This window comes from Prauserella aidingensis (assembly GCF_024171865.1).
Lineage (GTDB): Bacteria > Actinomycetota > Actinomycetes > Mycobacteriales > Pseudonocardiaceae > Prauserella > Prauserella aidingensis.
Genome location: NZ_JAMTCN010000003.1, coordinates 24,801 through 42,855, shown reverse-complemented (window position 1 = coordinate 42,855; position 18,055 = coordinate 24,801). Strand labels below are relative to the sequence as shown.

Annotated in this window: 17 protein-coding genes; 12 read left to right on the top strand and 5 right to left on the bottom strand. The window is 72.3% G+C overall.

Annotated elements, in window-relative coordinates; all coding sequences use genetic code 11:
• The first annotated feature begins 2 nt into the window (after window positions 1-2).
• From LY13_RS04285 to LY13_RS04275, 3 genes are all read left to right on the top strand, one after another.
• The gene (locus LY13_RS04285; protein ID WP_253826838.1) at window positions 3-788 is read left to right on the top strand and encodes a hypothetical protein; all 786 of its coding nucleotides are present in this window, start codon (window positions 3-5) and stop codon (window positions 786-788) included.
• Between the two features lie 137 nt (window positions 789-925).
• A complete protein-coding gene (locus LY13_RS04280) occupies window positions 926-1,423 on the top strand; it encodes a YbaB/EbfC family nucleoid-associated protein (protein ID WP_253826837.1) in 498 nt (165 codons plus the stop codon).
• Between the two features lie 112 nt (window positions 1,424-1,535).
• On the top strand, window positions 1,536-3,515 hold the full coding sequence (locus LY13_RS04275; RefSeq protein WP_253826836.1) for an AfsR/SARP family transcriptional regulator: 1,980 nt from the start codon (window positions 1,536-1,538) through the stop codon (window positions 3,513-3,515).
• A gap of 68 nt (window positions 3,516-3,583) precedes the next feature.
• Here the strand turns inward: LY13_RS04275 and LY13_RS04270 are convergent, their stop codons facing one another.
• The 4 genes from LY13_RS04270 to LY13_RS04255 all read right to left on the bottom strand — a co-directional run bounded on the left by LY13_RS04270 (window position 3,584) and on the right by LY13_RS04255 (window position 8,402).
• The gene (locus tag LY13_RS04270) at window positions 3,584-4,237 is read right to left on the bottom strand and encodes a response regulator transcription factor (protein WP_253826835.1); all 654 of its coding nucleotides are present in this window, start codon (window positions 4,235-4,237) and stop codon (window positions 3,584-3,586) included.
• Entirely contained in the window at window positions 4,216-5,454 is a 1,239-nt protein-coding gene (locus LY13_RS04265) for a hypothetical protein (protein ID WP_253826834.1), read from the bottom strand. Before LY13_RS04265 ends, LY13_RS04270 begins: the two co-directional genes overlap by 22 nt.
• Complete coding sequence (locus LY13_RS04260; RefSeq protein WP_253826833.1) at window positions 5,447-6,478, bottom strand: sensor histidine kinase; 1,032 nt, start codon at window positions 6,476-6,478, stop codon at window positions 5,447-5,449. Before LY13_RS04260 ends, LY13_RS04265 begins: the two co-directional genes overlap by 8 nt.
• A 403-nt stretch (window positions 6,479-6,881) precedes the next feature.
• Window positions 6,882-8,402 (bottom strand): methyltransferase domain-containing protein, encoded by a 1,521-nt coding sequence (locus LY13_RS04255; protein ID WP_253826832.1) that lies wholly within the window; start codon window positions 8,400-8,402, stop codon window positions 6,882-6,884.
• A gap of 250 nt (window positions 8,403-8,652) precedes the next feature.
• Here LY13_RS04255 and LY13_RS04250 point away from each other — a divergent pair, with 250 nt between their 5' ends.
• The 9 genes from LY13_RS04250 (at window position 8,653) to LY13_RS04210 (ending at window position 17,090) form a co-directional block, all read left to right on the top strand.
• Window positions 8,653-8,934 carry an MSMEG_0570 family nitrogen starvation response protein gene (locus LY13_RS04250; RefSeq protein ID WP_253826831.1) on the top strand — a complete coding sequence of 94 codons (282 nt, stop codon included), beginning with the start codon at window positions 8,653-8,655 and terminating at the stop codon, window positions 8,932-8,934.
• Entirely contained in the window at window positions 8,931-10,259 is a 1,329-nt protein-coding gene (locus tag LY13_RS04245; protein ID WP_253826830.1) for an MSMEG_0569 family flavin-dependent oxidoreductase, read from the top strand. Before LY13_RS04250 ends, LY13_RS04245 begins: the two co-directional genes overlap by 4 nt.
• 79 nt (window positions 10,260-10,338) lie before the next feature.
• On the top strand, window positions 10,339-11,166 hold the full coding sequence (locus tag LY13_RS04240; RefSeq protein ID WP_253826829.1) for an amidohydrolase family protein: 828 nt from the start codon (window positions 10,339-10,341) through the stop codon (window positions 11,164-11,166).
• Between the two features lie 51 nt (window positions 11,167-11,217).
• The gene (locus LY13_RS04235) at window positions 11,218-11,730 is read left to right on the top strand and encodes an MSMEG_0572/Sll0783 family nitrogen starvation response protein (protein ID WP_253826828.1); all 513 of its coding nucleotides are present in this window, start codon (window positions 11,218-11,220) and stop codon (window positions 11,728-11,730) included.
• 37 nt (window positions 11,731-11,767) lie between these two features.
• Window positions 11,768-12,841: an MSMEG_0568 family radical SAM protein gene (locus LY13_RS04230; RefSeq protein WP_253826827.1), complete on the top strand. Its 1,074-nt coding sequence runs from the start codon at window positions 11,768-11,770 to the stop codon at window positions 12,839-12,841.
• Window positions 12,842-12,843: 2 nt separating this feature from the next.
• The gene (locus LY13_RS04225) at window positions 12,844-14,232 is read left to right on the top strand and encodes an MSMEG_0567/sll0787 family protein (protein WP_253827237.1); all 1,389 of its coding nucleotides are present in this window, start codon (window positions 12,844-12,846) and stop codon (window positions 14,230-14,232) included.
• Window positions 14,229-15,068 (top strand): carbon-nitrogen hydrolase family protein, encoded by an 840-nt coding sequence (locus LY13_RS04220; RefSeq protein ID WP_253826826.1) that lies wholly within the window; start codon window positions 14,229-14,231, stop codon window positions 15,066-15,068. The genes LY13_RS04225 and LY13_RS04220 overlap by 4 nt, the downstream gene beginning before the upstream one ends.
• Window positions 15,069-15,075: 7 nt before the next feature.
• A complete protein-coding gene (locus LY13_RS04215) occupies window positions 15,076-15,909 on the top strand; it encodes a carbon-nitrogen hydrolase family protein (RefSeq protein ID WP_253826825.1) in 834 nt (277 codons plus the stop codon).
• A complete protein-coding gene (locus LY13_RS04210) occupies window positions 15,906-17,090 on the top strand; it encodes an MSMEG_0565 family glycosyltransferase (RefSeq protein WP_253826824.1) in 1,185 nt (394 codons plus the stop codon). Before LY13_RS04215 ends, LY13_RS04210 begins: the two co-directional genes overlap by 4 nt.
• Here LY13_RS04210 and LY13_RS04205 read toward each other — a convergent pair.
• Window positions 17,003-17,974, bottom strand: coding sequence for an NADPH:quinone oxidoreductase family protein (locus tag LY13_RS04205; RefSeq protein ID WP_253826823.1), 972 nt, complete (start codon window positions 17,972-17,974; stop codon window positions 17,003-17,005). The genes LY13_RS04210 and LY13_RS04205 overlap by 88 nt on opposite strands.
• Between the last annotated feature and the right edge of the window lie 81 nt (window positions 17,975-18,055).

Here is an 18,055-nt window from a genome sequence, read left to right as displayed (position 1 = left end):
CGATGCTGCCCGTACCCATCGAGTTCACGCTCCCCGACGGTTGGCGCTCCGTGCCACCGGAACGCGCCGGCGCACCGGACGTGGAGTTCCTCGCGGTGCACCCGGGGTCGAGCGCGGGCTTCACCGCGACGATCGCCGTGACCGGGCGGGTGCGCGAGGACGGTGCGGGGCTCGACGAACTCGCCGACGAGTCCGCGCGACGCCTGGCCGAACACGCCGTGGCCGTGAAGATCGGCAGGCGCGAACGGTCCGGTGACGGGACGACCGGCAGCCTGACCCAAGCCCTCGGCCTGCGGGTACGCACCGGTGCCGAGCTCACCGATCTGGCGCAGCTGCGGACGTTCCTCACGGTCCCCGAACGCACCGGCAGCGGCCGACTGCTCGTCGTCGACGCCGTGCTGACGGCCACACCGGTGCAGCTGACCGAACTGATCGCCGACTTCCAGGAGTTCGTCGGCGGCATCCGCCCGGACCTGTCCGGCCCGGGGCGGCGTCCCGCTCCGCCCCGGCCGCCGACAGGGACACCGCAGGCGCAGCCCCCGGATCCCCAGGCGCAGCCCCCGGATCCACAGGCGCGGCCACCGCGACCCCCGGCGCCCCGGCCCCCGGTTCAGCGCCCGCCGGAACAGCGCCCGCCGGGCCCACTCCCCTCCGGGCACCGGCCGGCGCCGAGGACCGACGCATTCCCGGGACGACCACCGTCTCCGCCGCCGGGTCCCTCTCCCACGCCGCGGCTGCCGCCGCACTCGCCGCCACGGCGGCAGGGCAGGCATCGGAGGGAACCGTGACCGGCGGGGCGGGATGACAACCGGCATCCGACGGAGCGGTGGCCGCCCCACGAACCGACGGGCCGCAACGCCGACAGCATCCGCGACCCGCGCGCGGCGAGGAAGGAGGGACAGGTGACCGACCCGGTCAGGAGCTGATGCGGCGGATCGAGGCGATCGACACGGCCGCGGCCGACAACGCTCGGGCTGCCGAGGCGTACCGGCGGATGACCGAGGAGCTGGCCGAGGTGACCGGCACGGCGACCTCGCCGGACGGGATCGTGACGGTGGTGGCGACCGCCGACGGCGGCGTCTCCCGGGTGAGCTTCACCGGGGGTGTCCGCGACGTCGCGCCCGAGGCACTGTCGGCGTCGGTGACGCACACGATCGCGCAAGCCCGGTACGCGGCGGCACGGGAGCAGGCCGAGGTGGTGCGGCGCGGGCTCGGCGACAGCGAACTGCTCGACCGCGTCCTCGACGCCGACGCCCGGGTGTTCGGGGACCGGAGGCCCGCCGATCCCGGCCCGCCGCCCGAACCGGCCCGGACGTCGCAGGCACCGCCGCCCGTACCGCGATCTGTGACGAGGGGGCGTCATCACGCCGATACGGAACCGGCTGACTACTCACAGTTCTCCTATCTGCATCGAGGTCGCTGATTCGGCCTATTTTGTGGGTCGTTCTGCCGACATCCCCTTCCTGCGCGTGTCGTTAGCGTCGGCGACGCACCGGGCGACCGGCCGGTGCCATCACGTTCAGGTGGGGGACACGATGACGTCGATCGAGATCGGCATGCTCGGGGAGCTGGATGTGCGCGTGGCCGGCGCGCCGGTGGCCATCCCGGGAGGCAAGCAACGCCTCCTTCTCGCGGCACTCGCCCTGCGCGCGGGTCGCCTGCTGACCACCGAGGAACTCATCGACCGGGTGTGGGGCGAGCAGCCGCCCGAGACGGCGCGCACGACCCTGCGCGGTTATGTCAAGCGGTTGCGGACCGGCTTCGCCTGCGCCGGCGCGGACGCGGCGATCGAAGCGGTCTCCGGCGGGTACCGGCTCTGCGTCGAGTCCGAGGACGTCGACCTGGAGCGTTTCCGGACGTTGCGGCGCGAGGCGGCCGGAGCGTCCGCGCCCGCGGGGGCCGGCCGCGACGGCTCCGGCGAGCGGGAGGTCACGGGCACGCACGGCCATGCCGGCGAACTGCAGCGGTTGCAGGACGCGCTGTCGCGGTGGCGCGGCCGCGCCCTCAGCGGACTCGAGCCGATGCCGTGGGTCACCAGTGCGGCCGACGCGGCCGAGGAGGAGTACCTCCAGGTCTGCGAACGGCGCGCCGAACTGCGACTCGAACTCGGCCAGGCCGAACGTGCCGTGTCCGAGCTGCGCCCCCTCGTCACCGCCCATCCGAATCGGGAGAGCCTGTGGACCCGGTTGCTGCTGGCCCTGCACCACAGCGGGCGGACGGCCGAGGCCCTGCTCACCTACGACGAGGTGCGGCGCATGTTGGCCGAGGGACTCGGCGTCGGGCCGTGCGCGAGTCTGCGCGCCGTACACGAACGGCTGCTGCGCGAGGACGGCCCGCAACGGGCCCCGGCCGTCGGCGGCGAGCGGGCCGGGGCCTCCCGTCGCCACGCGACGGTGGGCGGAGCCGGTGGAGGTGCCGGCGCCGGTGGAGGTGTCGCCGACGAGCCCGCCGTGGAGGCCACGGCCGCCACGGCCGCCGCGGCGCAGTCCCCGAGAACCGGCCCGTCGAACGCGGCGACAGCGGAGGAGGAACCGGCGGAGCCGTTGCCGGGTCGGCAGCGGGAGCTGGCGGCGCTCGGCGGTGCGCTCGGCGCGGGCCGCGGCAGGCTCGTCGTCGTCGACGGCCCGGCCGGGGCCGGCAAAACCGCGCTGGTGTCGCACTGGGCACTGTCGGCCGAGGCAGGGGACCGGTCACGGTTCCCGGGCGGCGTGTTGCACGTCAACCTGCGTGGTTTCCACCCGGAGCCGCCGTTGACGACCGTGCAGGCGCTGACCGACCTGCTCATCCAAGCCGGCTACGAGCCCGAGCGGCTGCCCGCGGACCCGGTCGCGCTCGGCGCGATGCTGCGCCGGGTGACGGCGCGGAGCCGCACGGCCGTCGTGCTCGACAACGCCCGGGACGCGGCCCAGGTCCGGCCGCTGCTGCCCGGTGGCACCTCGGCGGCCGTCGTGACCAGCCGGAACCAGTTGCGCGGATTGGGCGCCCGGGAGGGTGCGGTGCGCGTGACGGTTGCGCCGTTGCCGGTGCGGGACGGCGCACGTGTTCTCGCCGCCCTCACCGCGACCGACGAGGCCGACCCCGCCGATGTCTACGAGCTGGTCGACCTGTGCGACGGCCTGCCGCTGGCGCTGCGCATCGCCGCCGAGGAACTCACCCACGGCGGGGATCCGGACCCGGCGTGGCTCGCGAGCAGGCTGGGCGCCGAAGCCACCCGGCTCGGCCTGCTGGACACCGGGGACGCGGAGACCGGCATGCGGGCGGTACTGGCCCGGGCCCACGACCGGCTCACCCCGGCACAGGCCGAACTGCTGCACGCACTGGCGGTCGCGGGGAAGCTGGATTTCGACGTCGACGACGTCGCAGGGCTCACCGGTCGCGACCGGAACGAGGCGCGGACGCTGGTGCGCGGGCTGGTCATGGTCAGTCTCGTGGCCCAGCGCGGCCCCGACACCTTCCGGCTCGGTGACCTGCAACGGCTCGCCGCTCTGGAGTGGCGACCGGCGAACGTCCGGTGATCGTGCGTCTGGGGGTGGCACGATCACCGGACGTTCCCGACCCTCCCGTGCGACCCGGGCCCGCGGCGTCAGAGGTCGTCGACGCTGATCAGTCCGTCCTGGATGGCCCGCGCGACGAGGGCGGCCTTGCTGCGCGCGGGTCTGCCGGCGTTGGCGTACTTCAGCCGCACCCGGTCGAGATAGGTCGTGACCGTCTTCGGGGACAGTCCCAGGCGCTCGGCCACGAGGTCCCGTGACTCGGATTGGAACCACTCGACGAGCACCTCCTCCTCGCGGATCGACAGTTTCGGCCGGTCGGAGCTGGTGTTGGCGGACAGGGCGCCCGCCAGTGCCGGCGGCGTGTACGGCCGGTCCCGCGCGGCGGCGAGTGTCGCGGACACGAGGTGGTCGGCGCCCTCGGTCTTGGTCAGGAACGTCACCGCGCCCAGGTCGAGACAGGTCAGCGCGGTCTGCTCGTCGTCGCGCATGGTGTAGACGATGACGTTGCGGCCCGCGTCGACGAGTCGGCGCAGCTCGCCGAAGGCCGGGGTCGCCTGACCCGCCAACTGCAGGTCGAACACCACGACGTCCGCGGTGTCGCCGGGCGGTAGCCACGCCGTCTTCGAGGTCGCCCCGCCCGCGACGACGCGTACCGGTTCCGGCGCGTCGGCGTACCACTGTTCGATGCCGACCAGCATCGCAGGATGGTCGTCCACGACCGTCACGGTGATTTCGTCCGCCATACCGCCTCTACCCAGAGTCTGTCGTTCTTCGTGGTGGTCGTGGTCTCCGTGCGCGACCGCCGTTGCCGCTCGACCGTGGCGGCGACCTCGGCCGGGGCGTCGGCCACGACGCTCACGCGGATCGCCGCCGGGGTGCGCAGGACGGTGGCACGGGCCGTGGTCCGCGCCGAGGCGAGCACCGCCGCCGCGGTCTCGACCAGTTCCTGGCGCACCGGCTGCGGCACGGGCCGGATCTCGCCGCGTACCGCCAGCTGCACCGAGACGCCCTGCCGTTCGGCCACGTCGATGCCCGCGCGCAGTTCGTGCAGCAGCGGGTCGGACACGTCGTCGGTCTCGGCGAACAGCTGGCGCATACGGGCCGTTTCGACGGCCGCGCGCCTGCGTACCTGCTCGTCGGAGGGGTCGAGTGCGCCGTAGGCCAGGCCGGCGAGGAGCGGGACGGTGGTGTCGAGCAGCCGGGTGTAGCGGGCCCGATGGTCGCGGTGGGTGGCTTCGGCGATCGCCTCCGCGGTGCGGGTGCGTTCCTCGCGCTCGGCCGCCTCGCCCGCGTCGGACGCCGTGTGGTGCAGCACGACCGCGAGCAGTGCCACGGCGAGTTCGAGACCGAACACCGACACCGCCACCATGCCCATCTGCACCGTGACGTACCGGTCGTGCACGCCTTTGAGCAGCACCTCGGCGACGGTGACGAGCGCGTGGACCGCGAAGACCGCCGCGATGGTTCGCATCCGCGTGCGCAGCAGGATCGCCAGGATGTACCAGCCCGCGATGCCGAACGACCAGTCGTCGGCCACGAGGAGCAGGCGAGCCGGAATCGGTATCGACGCCAGCGCCGCGGCGGCCACGCACGCGCCGCACAGCGTGAACGCGAGCGGTCGGGACACGGATCGGTTCCGCAGCAGCCGGGTCGCGATCGTCGCGGCCACGCCCGCCAGCACGGCGAAGCCCACCACCTCCGTCCACCACGCGCCGAACCGATCGCGGTTGGCCAGCAACTGCGGCAGGCAGCTGGTGAGCTGGGTGGTGACGCCCACGAGCAGCACGGCCAACTGGGCTCCCCGGACGAGCCGGTCCCGTACCTGTTCGGCGGTCTGCCCGGGCGGCGGTGCCGGCTGTGGGCCCGGCGCGGGTGCCGCCGCGGGCCGGTGTGGGTCCGGCACGGGCGTGGGCGTCGCCGTGGTGGCACCCGGTCGGGTGGCGGTGGCGTGGTCAGCCATGCCAGCTCCACTGCACCGTCGTGCCCCGACCGGGGGCGGAGTCGATGGCGACGGCACCGCCGGCATCGGTCATGCGGCGGGAGATCGATTCGCTGATGCCGTGGTGGTGTTCGCCGATCGTCGCGGGGTCGAACCCGTGGCCGTCGTCGGCCAGGGTGACCTCGGCCCCGCCCGCGGTGGGGCGGACTCGGAGCCGCGCCTCGGTCATCCCGGCGTGCCGGGCGACGTTCTCCACGGCTTCGCGCACGCCGTGGGAGATCGCCAGTGCGGGCCGCGCGGGTAGCGGAAGCGTCTCCGGCGTGTCGGCGGTGACCTCGACGAGCGGGTGCGCGACGGCCTGCCGGAGCAGGACGGGCAGGTCGACGGTGCCCTGCCGGGCGCCGGGCGGGGCGGGCACGGTCGTGATCGCGTCGAGGTCGCTACGGGCGCGCTCGGGCAGCCACGAGTGCTGGGGTGCGCCGGCACCGAGTGACACCATCAGCAGCGTGGCGCTGGCGGTGTCGTGGAGCGTGGCGAGGTACTCGCGTTCGGTGCTGCGGCGGGCGGCGGCGACCCGGGCCGCGCGCCGCCCCGCGGCCGCGCGTTCACGTGCCCGGTCCGCGGCGCGGGCACGCGAACGGATGAGCAGGAACGCGCACCGGGACAGCAGGGCGTCGAGCAGCACCCTGCCGCCGAACCACACGGCGTCCGGCAGCGGGCGGGCCATCGCCGCCCCGAACACGTAGGACACGGCGGCGACGACCGTGACCAACAGCGCGAGCCGCGGCCGGGTGGGCAGTTCGAACTGGACGGCGATGCCGGTGATGCTCGCGACCGCGAACGCCCAGCCGTTGTACGGGCCCATCGCGGTCCATGCCTGGGGCAGTTCGACGGCGAGTAGCGCGACGACCGCGGCAGTCACGACGAGTGCGGGCGTGGCGCGGTCGGGGGCTCGCCACGTCCACCACGCCGACAGGCCGCACCACCCGATGGTCACCACGGCGACCAGCACGGCCGGCTCGTACCGCTGCGGCACGCCGATCATGGCGAGGACGATGCACGCGAGCACGACGGTGAGCCGTACGCCGACCGCGTAGCGGCGGAACGCGGCGTACAGCTTCGCCTCCGTGGGGCCCGCGCCTGCCGGACCCGCCGTGGTCGCCTGCTGGATCGGTGTTCACCTCGTTTGCGCCGTCTGCGCGTGTGCCGCGCCGCGGTCCCTGCGTCCCAGGTCTGCCCCGAATGTGCGAGCGGAGGCTACCGCTCCCCGCAGACAGCGATTCACCCGTATGGGACGCGACGTCCGGGAAGTCGTACAACGGGGAGAAAACGCATGGGTGACCGGTCGGTAACGCCGACGAACCCGGCAAACGGGCGAGTTGTCCCGATGGTGAGTGTGGTGTGTCAGGGAGCGCGGGGTCAGGGCGCGCGGGGTCAGGCGAGTGGCGTCAGGGGAGTGGCACCGTCGCCGGTGTCGACCCGTTGACGGAGAACCAGCACACGAACTCGCTGACGGGGTCGAATTCGACGGCGACCGGGGCGGCGCCCGTGCCGTCGCCGAGCCGCGCGGGCACGTCGAGGTGCACGGCGACGGTCACCTCCTCGCCGGGTGCGACGCCCCGCCCCGGCAGGGCGATGCGGCCACCGGAGTCGGCGAGGCGGTCGCTGAGCGAGCCGTCGGCGGTGCGCACGCGGGCGCCGAGGAACACGGGGCCGTACCGCGCGTCGGAGGGCAACCACGTGCGGGTGCCGGTGTTGCGCAGCAGGCACGTCCCGCGGACGGTCGCGGCGACCGCGGCGTCGTCGCCAGCCGTGACGTCGACGTCGGAGAGCACCACGTCGGCGGCGAGCCCGTCGGCGGCGCGACTGTCGGGCGTCTCGACACCCTCGCGGTGCAGCACGAACATGCGCCGGTCGCCGATCGCCGCGCGCGTGGGCTCCGGGAACACCGAGCCGTCGGCCCGGCCGGACAGCACGTCCTGGAACGTCGGCAGGTCGACCCACTGCGGCGACGACTCGAGCAGGCAGAGCCGCAGGTCGGCGAACCCGACCTCGCGCGCCCTGTCCCACACGCGCTCGATCACCACGTCGCTTTCGAGCACGCCGAAGTGCCGCATCTCGTACTGCGACTGCGGCTGCAGCGAATGCTCCGGCCCCGGTTCGGCGAACGCGGCGAGCCCGCCGGGGCGCAACACCCTCGCGAACTCGCCGAGCACCTGGTCCGGATTCGGCACGTGGTGCAGTGCGTCGTACGACAGGATCCGGTCGACGCTGCCGTCCGGCAGGTCGAGGTGGTGGCCGTCGAACGTCAGGAACTCCGGCTCCGGCCGGTCGCCGAGCACGGGCTGACGCCGGAACAGCACGCGGCCGAGTTCGAGCGCCGACGGCGCGACGTCCGCGGCGATCACGCGGCAGCCGAGCTGCGTCAGCATGCGGCTCGTCCAGCAGGTTCCGGCGCCGAAGTCGAGCACCGTCATGCCCGCCGCGGGCTGCAGCCCACGCAGCACCTGGCCGAACGTCACCAGCAGATCGGCCGCCTCGCCGGGTTCCTTGAACGGCTTGGTCAGCAGCAGTTCGGTGTCGTCGAGCGAGGAGAAGTACGCCTCGGCGGTGGCGGCGAGGTCCTCGACCGTCGCGGCGCGGGCGAGTTCGGCGGCGTCGACGAAGCCGGGTTCCCGGGCGGCCGCCTCCCGGACGTCGGACATCGCTTCGGAGGATGCGGTGCCTCCGGACGCCGCATCCTCGCCGGGGCTGAGGCGGCCTGCGAACTCGTCCGAACTCGCCAGTGCCGCACACAGTTGCCGGTCCGACAGTTCACCGGAGCGCAGTTGGTGCGTGTAGTACGCCAGACCGTCGGGGTCGGGTGCCCGGCCGAGGATCAGCCGGTAGGCGCGGTCCACGAGGGCGGCCGCGGCCTCCGGGTCGGTCGCGGTGTCCGGGTGGGATGCGGTGGCTCCGGGCGTGCTCATCACCGCCCGAGGCTATCCGACGTCTTCTCGTAACAACGCGCGTTGTCGGTAACGCACGGGTAGTCCGGGTGACATCGATCGGCAATCGTCGGCGGCTCTACTGGTTCCCGTCACATTCGATCGCCGTGGGTGCTCGGACATGCACGGGTCGTCGAGTGACGGCACGACCCGACACGACAACGAAGTCGTGGCCGCGAATCGATCGTATCCGGTCCGTCCGTTGCAGAACCACCCCGTGAGAGGAGTGTTCGTGCCCGAAGTGTATTTCCACGTGCGCTGGCCGGACGGTGTGTCGCGTCGGTTCTACTCCCCGTCGACCGTGATCGAGGACTACTTGCGAGTCGGTGGTGAGTACGGGCTCGGCGATTTCCTGGAACGGAGCAGGACGGCGCTGGACGTCGCCTCGGATCGGGTGGCCGCGGTGTACGGATTCCCGTGCGGCAGGGCGACAGCCACGGCCGCGGCGCTCGACGATCTCGCCGCACGCATGCCTGCCGACGCCGCCGTGCTCGTCGAAAGGTTCGACCGATGACCACTGTGGACGGACTGCACCGGACGGTCGCGATCGTCGGCGGAGGGCAGGCGGGGTTGTCGATGAGCTACTGCCTGGCCCGTGACGGGGTCGATCACGTCGTGCTGGAGCGCGAGAGTCCGGGATTCGAATGGCGCAGTCGGCGTTGGGATTCGTTCTGCCTCGTCACCCCGAACCGGCAGTGCGATCTCCCCGGTTTTCCCTACCAGGGAGGCGAACCCACCGGGTTCATGTCCCGGGACGAGGTCGCGACCTACGTCGAGGATTACGCGCGGTCCTTCCCGTGTCCGCTCGTCACCGGGGTGGACGTGACACGACTGCGGCGCGACGGCACGACGTTCGTACTGTCCACATCGCACGGAACGGTGACCGCCGACCAGGTCGTGGTGGCCACCGGGCCGTATCAGGTTCCGCGGACCCCGCGACTGGCGGAGCGGTTCCCGCCGGGACTGACGCAGCTGCACTCGTCGGCGTACCGGAATCCGCGGCAGCTGCCCGGCGGCGACGTGCTCGTGGTCGGGTCGGGGCAGTCCGGGTGTCAGATCGCCGAGGACCTGCATCTGGCCGGGCGCGTGGTGCACCTGTCCGTGGGCGGTGCGCCGAGGGTCGCGCGCCGTTACCGCGGGAGGGACGTCGTCGACTGGCTCGAGGACATGGGCCACTACCGCCGGGCGATCGACGAGTTCTCCGACGTCGATGCCGTGCGGTTCCGGGCCAATCACTACGTCACCGGACGGGGCGGGGGCCGCGACATCGATCTGCGGTCCTTCGCGCTCGAGGGGATGCGGCTGTACGGCCGGTTGTCCGACGTGGAGTCCGGAGTCGTGCGGTTCCTCCCGGATCTGCGCGAGAACCTCGATGCCGCCGACGCCGTGTCCGAGGGAATCAAGGACTCGATCGACGCGTACGTGGCACTGCACGGGCTCGACGCGCCCGCCGAGCGGCGGTACGTCCCGGTGTGGGAACCCGCGGACGAGTCCGCGGAGCTCCCGCTCGACAGCACGGCCATCACATCCGTGGTATGGGCCACCGGCTTCGACACGGACCACCGCTGGATCGACGTGCCGGTCTTCGACGGGCGCGGATACCCGGCACACCAACGAGGCGTCACCGGTTGCCCCGGCCTGTACTTCCTGGGGCTGCCGTGGCAGCACACCTGGGGTTCGGGGCGTTTCAGCGGGGTCGGCCGCGACGCGGAGCACCTCGCGCGACGGATCACCGACACGGCCCGCGGAACGGGGCTCGACGTGCCGTGGATCGCGGGCACCCGCAGGGACACCTGCCCGGCCGGCGCCGTCCGGACGTCACCGCGCACGGTCGCATGACCGGCCATGGAGACGGCGGCGCCACCGCCACCGCCGCCACGATGCGGTCGCAGCGGCGCAGCGATGTGGGAGGACACCAGTGACACGGTTCGACTTCTGTGATGCGCACCGGCACCTCGGTTCGATGCCGGCCTTCCCGTTCTACGGCGGTCCCGCGGTCAAACCCGACTCGCGGGCACGGGCGACGATCGCCGAACTGATCGCGGACCTGGACGCGGAGGGGACCGAGCGCGCGCTGGTGATCCCGAACTACGGCGTGCCCGATCCGGCGGTCTCGTTCTCGTTCAACGAACTCTGCGTGGAGGCGGCAGCCTCCGACGATCGGATCCGTGCCGCGTTGTGGGTGTCCCCGTTGCCACGCGACGAGGAGCGCACCCGCGCGGCGCTGGCACTCGCCGACGAGCCGGGGGTACGCGCACTCAAGCTCAGTTTCCTGCTCGGCGGCGATCCCACGGATCCGGAATGCCGCCCGATGCTGGACGAGATCTTCGCGACCGCCGAGGCGCTCGACCTCGTCGTCCACGTGCACACCTCGCCGGGCGCCGCCTCGGACATCGACAACGTCGGTGCGCTCGTCGACGACTACGGCCACCACGTGAAGATCCACCTGGTGCACTTCGGCGGTGGCATGAGCGGCCACATCAAGCTGATCGGCTCCCGCTTCTTCTCCTGGATCGAGGCGGGCAAACACGTCTACACCGACCTGTCGTGGGCGATCGGCTTCGCGCCGCACTGGCTCGCCGAGGAGATCTCCCGGCGAGGCATCGGTGCCGACCGAGTGCTGTTCGCCAGCGACGAGCCGTGGGGAGACCACGGCGCCGAACTCGCGGCCCTCAGGGGTGCCGCGGGCGACGGGGAACTCGCACGCCTCGCGTTCCGCGAGAACTTCGACAAGCTCTACGGCTGACATCCGGTCGGCCGTAGTCAGGAAATCCGCGACACCGACGAAGGAGCAACAGTGCCCGAACTGACCGACACCGAACAGCAGAGCCTGAACGAGATCCCGCACCCGTCACTTCCGGACGGTTCCAACATCTACGGCGGCACCAAGGTCTTCCCCGACTACCAGGCCGAACCCGGGCAGTCCTACTTCACGCTGGTGCACGGGATCGCGCACGAGTCGTCGGTGAGCTTCGTCGCGATCCTGCAGGCGACCCGCGCGCTGCGGAAGGGTTTCGAGGCCGCCGTCTACTTCTACGGACCCGGTTCGATGAACTGCATGGCCACGCGGGGATTCCCGACGACGGGCAGTTCGGCGTTCCCCGGCGAGCACAACATCAACGAACAGCTCAAGACGTTCATCGCCGAAGGTGGCAAGGTGTACTGCTGCCGGTTCGGACTGTCGCTGCACGGTCTGCGCGAGGAGGACCTCATCGAGGGCGTGATCCCCACCCATCCCCTCGACGTGCAGGACGCGCTCATCCACTACGCGCGCAAGGGCGCGATCATCAATTCGACCTACATGTGGTGACCGTGATCGGGCCCGTCGGCGAGTTCGGAGGTACGTCGTGACAACTGATGCCGAGAGCGTGGTCGTGTCGACGCGTGTCGATCTGGCGGTGCAGGGCGTCCGGACGGAGACACCCGTGCGGCGCTCCAAGGGCGCCGGGCCGAGCGACGACGGCCATCTCGTGGTGGGCGGCGCCGCCGCGACCGTGCCGTTGAATCCGGAGAGTCCCTACACCGTCCGCGACGGCAGGGTTTTCGACGGGACTCTGGACCTCGGCCTGTCGGTGGAACCCGTCGCCAGGCCGAGGTTCTACGAGCTGTCCACTGCGGACGGCGTGCCGTACCACCAGATCGCCCTGCTGCACGGCAGGGACGTGCTCGCCTCCACAGTGGTGCAGACGTGCATCCGCTACGTCGAGGACCAGCGGTGTCGTTTTTGCACCATCGAGGAGTCGCTGCGGGCGGGGTCGACGATCGCCGCGAAGACGCCCGCCCAGCTGGCCGAGGTCGCCGAGGCCGCCGTGCGTCTCGACGGGGTGCGGCAGCTGGTGCTCACCACCGGGACCACGGCGGGGCCGGACAGGGGAGCACGGCACCTCGTGCGCTGCGTCCGGGCCGTTCTCCGGGCCGTGCCGGGACTGCCGATCCAGGTACAGATCGAACCGCCCGGCGACCTCGGCGTACTGACGGAGCTGCGTGAGGCGGGCGCGACGTCGATCGGCATCCATGTCGAATCGCTCGACGACGCCGTGCGGGCGCGCTGGATGCCGGGCAAGGCGACCGTGCCGCTGAGCGAGTACTGGGAGGCGTGGGACGAGTCGGTACGGGTGTTCGGCCGCAACCGCGTCTCGACGTACCTGCTCGTCGGCCTCGGTGAGGACCCGGACGAGCTGGTGGCGGGCGCCGCCGAGCTCGTCGACCACGGGGTCTATCCGTTCGTCGTCCCGATGCGCCCGATGGCGGGCACGCTGGCGCGTGCCGACGGCGCGCAGCCGCCCCCGGCGTCGTTGGTCCGTGACGTGACCGAGCGCGTCGCGTCCCTCCTGCGCGCCGCGGGCATGACCGGCGCCGATCAGCAGGCGGGCTGCGCCGCCTGTGGCGCCTGCGGTGCGCTGAGCGCGGCGGGAGCGTGAGCATGTATCCCGACGTACTGGCGGGTCTCGGCGATCCGGTCAGCGTGGCGCGGCAGCCGCGGTTCCGTATCGAGCCCGCGGCCGACGATGCCGCACTCGCGGAGTACCGGGCGTTGCGGCGCGCGGTGTTCGTCGACGAGCAACGGATCTTCGACAACGACGACATGGACGGCCACGACGGTGATCCGCGCACCGTGGTACTTCTCGCCAGGGACCAGGGTGGAACCGTGCTCGGAGGCGTGCGGCTGCATCCGGCGACCGACGGGGTCGATCTCGGGTGGTGGTACGGCGGCAGGCTCGTGGTGGAGCCGGCACACCGCCGCGAGCGCACCCGTGTCGGTGCCGCGCTCGTCAGAGCGGCGCAGGCGTACGCGGAGAACGCGGGCGTGGTGCGGTTCGAGGCGAGGGTGCAGCCCGCCAACGAACGCATGTTCCGCCACCTCGGCTGGCAGCGCGTCCGGGAGACGAACGTGTCCGGCAGACCGCACGTGCTGATGCGGTATCCCATCGGCCGGGTGGCGGCGCTGGTGCGGTCCACCAAGACCGCCCTCGGCTCCCTGCTGGAGGGCATGCCGGGCGTGCCCGGATTCGTCGGCGACGACGGTGTGCCCGTACCGGGCGGCGACACGGTCGCCGCGTGCGACGCGATCCTGCCGTCCATGGTCGAACGTGACCCGGAGTGGGCGGGCTGGTGTTCGGTGCTGGTCAACGTCAACGACCTGACCGCGATGGGTGCGAGCCCGGTCGGGCTCCTCGACGCGCTGGGCGCGCGGGACGCGTCGTTCGCCTCGCGGGTGCTGTCCGGGCTGCGGGCCGCGAGCCGGGCGTGGGACGTTCCCGTGCTCGGCGGCCACACGCAACTCGGGGTGCCTGCGTCGTTGGCGGTGACGGCGCTCGGAAGGACGCCCGACCCGGTGCCGGGAGGTGGCGGTGTGCCGGGACAACGGGTGCGGCTGACCGCCGATCTCGGCGGGTCGTGGCGGCCCGGCTACACCGGTGCGCAGTGGGACTCCACGTCCACCCGGCGGACGGGCGAGCTGCGCGCGATGCAGAGCTCGGTGGCCGCGGCGCGCCCGCGGGCCGCCAAGGACGTGTCCATGGCGGGTATCGCCGGGACCCTCGGCATGCTGGCGGAGGCGAGCGGGTGTGGCGCCGTACTGGATGTCGCGGACGTGCCACGTCCGGCGAACGTGACGGTGGGCGACTGGCTGACGTGCTTCCCGGGCTTCGCGATGATCACCGTGGGCGACCGGGAAGCGGCGGCAGGGCCCGCGGTGTCGGTCGAATGCGGCGAGTTGACCGCGACCGGCGGTGTCCGGCTGCGGTGGCCCGACGGAGAGGAGATCCCCGTGCTCGACACTGTGGTGACCGGCCTGGGCACGGCGGCATGACCGGGGTACGTATCGCGGCGGCGGCCGCCCCGTTCGGCCGCGACCTCGACGAGGACTTCGCGCGCATCGCCGCGCTGATCGACCGCGCCCGCGCCGACGAAGTGCGCCTCCTGGCACTGCCCGAGGCGTGTCTGGGCGGGTACCTGGCGAACCTCGACGGCGGCGCCGACGGCCCGCCCGCCCTGGACGCCGACGGCCCGGAGATCCGCAGGCTCGCCGAGCTCGCGGGCGAGTTGGTCGTCACGGCCGGCTACTGCGAATCCGACGGCGGGGCGCTCTACAACAGCGCCGTGTGCGTTTCCGACGGCGTCGTGCTCGGCAGCCATCGCAAGGTGCACCAGCCGCTGTCGGAGGACGCCACGTACCAGGCCGGCAACGGGTTCACCGCGTTCGACACTCCGGTCGGCAGGCTCGGCATGATGATCTGCTACGACAAGGCGTTTCCCGAATCGGCGCGTGCCCTGGCGCTCGATGGTGCGGAGATAGGGGTGTGCCTGTCGGCGTGGCCGGGCAGCCGCACCCACGCGGCGGCCGACCTCGCCCGCGACCGGTGGAAACGCCGCTTCGACCTGTTCGACCGCGCGCGGGCGCTGGAGAACCAGATGGTGTGGGTGTCGGCCAATCAGTCGGGCACGTTCGGCGACCTACGGTTCGTGGCGAGCGCGAAGATCGTGGACCCGGGTGGCGAGGTGGTCGCGGACACGGGCGTGGGTGACGGGCTGGCGGTCGCCGACGTAGACGTGGTCGAGGCGCTGGCGACGGCACGCCGCTCGATGGCGCACCTGCGCGACCGCAGGCCCGAGGCGTACGCTCCCGCCGGGGCGCCTGCGGGATGATCACGGCATGGCTCTGACCGGCATCGCCGCGGTCGCCGCCCACTTCGGCCGCGATCTCGAGTTCGATCTCGACCGCATCGCCACCCTGATCGAGCACGCCCGCGGATCCGGCGCTCAGTTGCTGGTGCTGCCGGACGCCGCCGTCGGCGGGTATCTGCCGGACCTGCGCGAGCCGGACGCCGGGAACCTGCCTCCCGCGCTGCCGCCCGACGATCCGCACCTGGCGCGGATCGGCTCGCTGGCACGGGACATGGTCGTGTGCGTCGGCTACTGCGAGGCGGACGGCGACGTCCGTTACAACGCGGCGCTGGCCGTCACGGGTGACGGTGTGCTCGGCAGGCATCGCAAGGTGCACCAGCCGCCCGGCGAGCGGGCCGTGTACGCCGCGGGCGACCGGTTCGCGGCGTTCGACACGCCCGTGGGCAGGGTCGGCATGCTGATCGACTACGACAAGACGTTCCCCGAATCGGCGCGCAGCCTCGCCGTCGACGGGGCCGAGATCATCGCGTGCCTGTCCGCGTGGCCGACCAGCATCACCAACCGCGCACCCCGCATGTCCCAGGACCGCCAGGCGCGGCTGTTCGACCTCTACGACCAGGCGCGCGCCGCCGAGAACCAGGTGGTGCTCGCCTCCGCCAACCAGACCGGTGCGCTGGGCGGCATGCGTTTCCTCGGGCAGGCCAAGATCGTCGGCCCCGGCGGGGACATCCTGGCGCGCACGTGGAGCAAGGCGGGAATCGCCGTGGCCGAGGTGGACGTGGCGGGCGAGCTCGCCAACGCCCGGCGGGTGCTGCACCACCTCGGCGAGCGCAAACCCGAAGCGTACGGAGGGACACCGTGAGGATCGCGTTGCTGAGCTACTCCACGAAACCCCGAGGCGGGGTGGTCCACACGCTGGCGCTCGCCGAGGCGCTGGCGCACGCGGGGGAGGACGTCACGGTGTGGACCCTCGGACGCGATGGCGACACCGGGTTCTTCCGCCGCGTGGACCCCCGTGTCACGGTCCGGGTCGTGCCGTTCGTGTCACGCGACGGCGAGGCCGTCGGCCCGCGGATCCTGCGGTCGATCGAGACGCTGCGCGACGCCTTCGACCCCCGCGCATACGACATCGTGCACGCCCAGGACTGCATCAGCGCCAACGCGGCGGGCGAGTGCGTGCGCACCGTGCACCACATCGACCGGTTCACCACGCCCGAATTGGCGGCCTGCCACGAACGTGCGATCACGGATCCCTTCGCACACGTGTGCGTGTCCGGAGCCGTCGCGGCCGAACTGCGCGACGGCTGGGGGATCGACGCCACCGTGATCCCGAACGCCGTCGATGCGGACCGGTTCGAGCGTGCGGCGGCCGACTCCGAGGGCACGCGCCGGTGGCGCGGCGAACTCGGCCGCTACGTCGTCGCGGTGGGAGGTATCGAACCGCGGAAAGGAACCCTCGACCTGCTCGAGGCGGTCGCGTTGCTGCGGAAGCGGGATCCGGAACTCCGACTGGTGATCGTCGGCGGGGAGACGTTGTTCGACTACCACGACTACCGCGCGCGCTTCGACGCCCGTGCCGCCGAGCTGGGCGTGGAACCGGTCGTGCTCGGCGCGGTCGAGCACGAGGAGTTGCCGCTCGCCGTCGCCGCGGCGGAGGCCTTCGGCTTTCCGTCCACGAAGGAGGGATTCGGGCTCGCGGCGATGGAGGCCCTGGCCGCGGGGGTTCCGGTCGTCACGAGGGATCTGCCGGTGCTGCGTGAGGTGTTCGGCTCCGCTGTCCGCTTCGCACGTGACTCCTACGGCTTCGCCGACGCGCTGGCCGACGCACTGTCCGAACCGGACTGCCACCGGGAGCGCGGGCGGGCGCTGGCGCGGCGATACAGCTGGGCGAGTGCCGCCGAACGGCACCGCGAGCTGTATCGCCGCCTGGCCGGTCTCGCCGACGAGCGGCACGGTCACGCCGTCGGGTCGACCACCACCTTGCCGAGCACCGCGCGGTCCTCCAGCTGTGCCACCGCTTCGCCCGCGCGGGACAGCGGGTAGGTCGCCGCGATCGGCGGGTCGACCACACCGGACTCGAGGTAGGGCACCAGCACGTCCCACTCCGTGCGGAGACGGGTCGGGTCGGCCATGACGTACGCGCCCCACGCGACTCCGCGCACGTCGATGTTGTTCAGCAGCAGGCGGTTGACCTTCACCGTCGGGATGTCGCCCGCGGTGAAACCGATGACCAGCAGTCGGCCGAGCGGTGCGAGACTGCGCAGCGAGTCGGTGAAGCGGTCGCCGCCGACCGGGTCGACCACGACGTCGACCCCGCGGCCACCGGTGAGTTCGGCGACCGAGTCCTTGAACCCGTCGGCGAGCACGACGTCGTGGGAACCGACCGACGAGACGAACCGCGCCTTGTCCTCCGTGGACACCACGGACACGACGTGTGCGCCCATCGCCGCCGCGAGCTGGATGGTGGCCGTGCCGATCCCGCCCGCGGCGCCGTGGACGAGCACCGTCTCGCCCCGCTGCAGTTGTCCGCGCTTGAGCAGGGCGAACGTCATGGTCAGGTAGTTCATCGGCAGACAGGCGCCCGCGGCGAAACTCATCGCGTCCGGCAGGGGGAACACGTTCGTGACAGGTGCGAGGACCTGTTCGGCGAAGGCGCCCGTCGTGGTGCTCGCGGCGACACGGTCACCGGCGGAGAAACCCGAACCGGCCGGGGCCTCGCGCACGACGCCCGCCAGCTCGCCACCGAGGGTGAACGGCGGCTCGGGCTTGTACTGGTACATGTTCTTCGTCAGCAGCAGGTCCGGGAAGTTCACCCCGGCCGCCTTGACGTCGATCAACACCTGGCCGTCGCCGGGCTTCGGCGCGGGTGTGTCGGCGACCTCGAGGGCCGCGGGACCGTCGGTGCGAGTCACCGTAGCTGCGTACATCGTCGTGCGCGCCTTTCGCCGTTGATCATGAACCGTGAGGCGAGTCTATGGCCGCGACCTGCCGTGGGACAGCCCTCGACG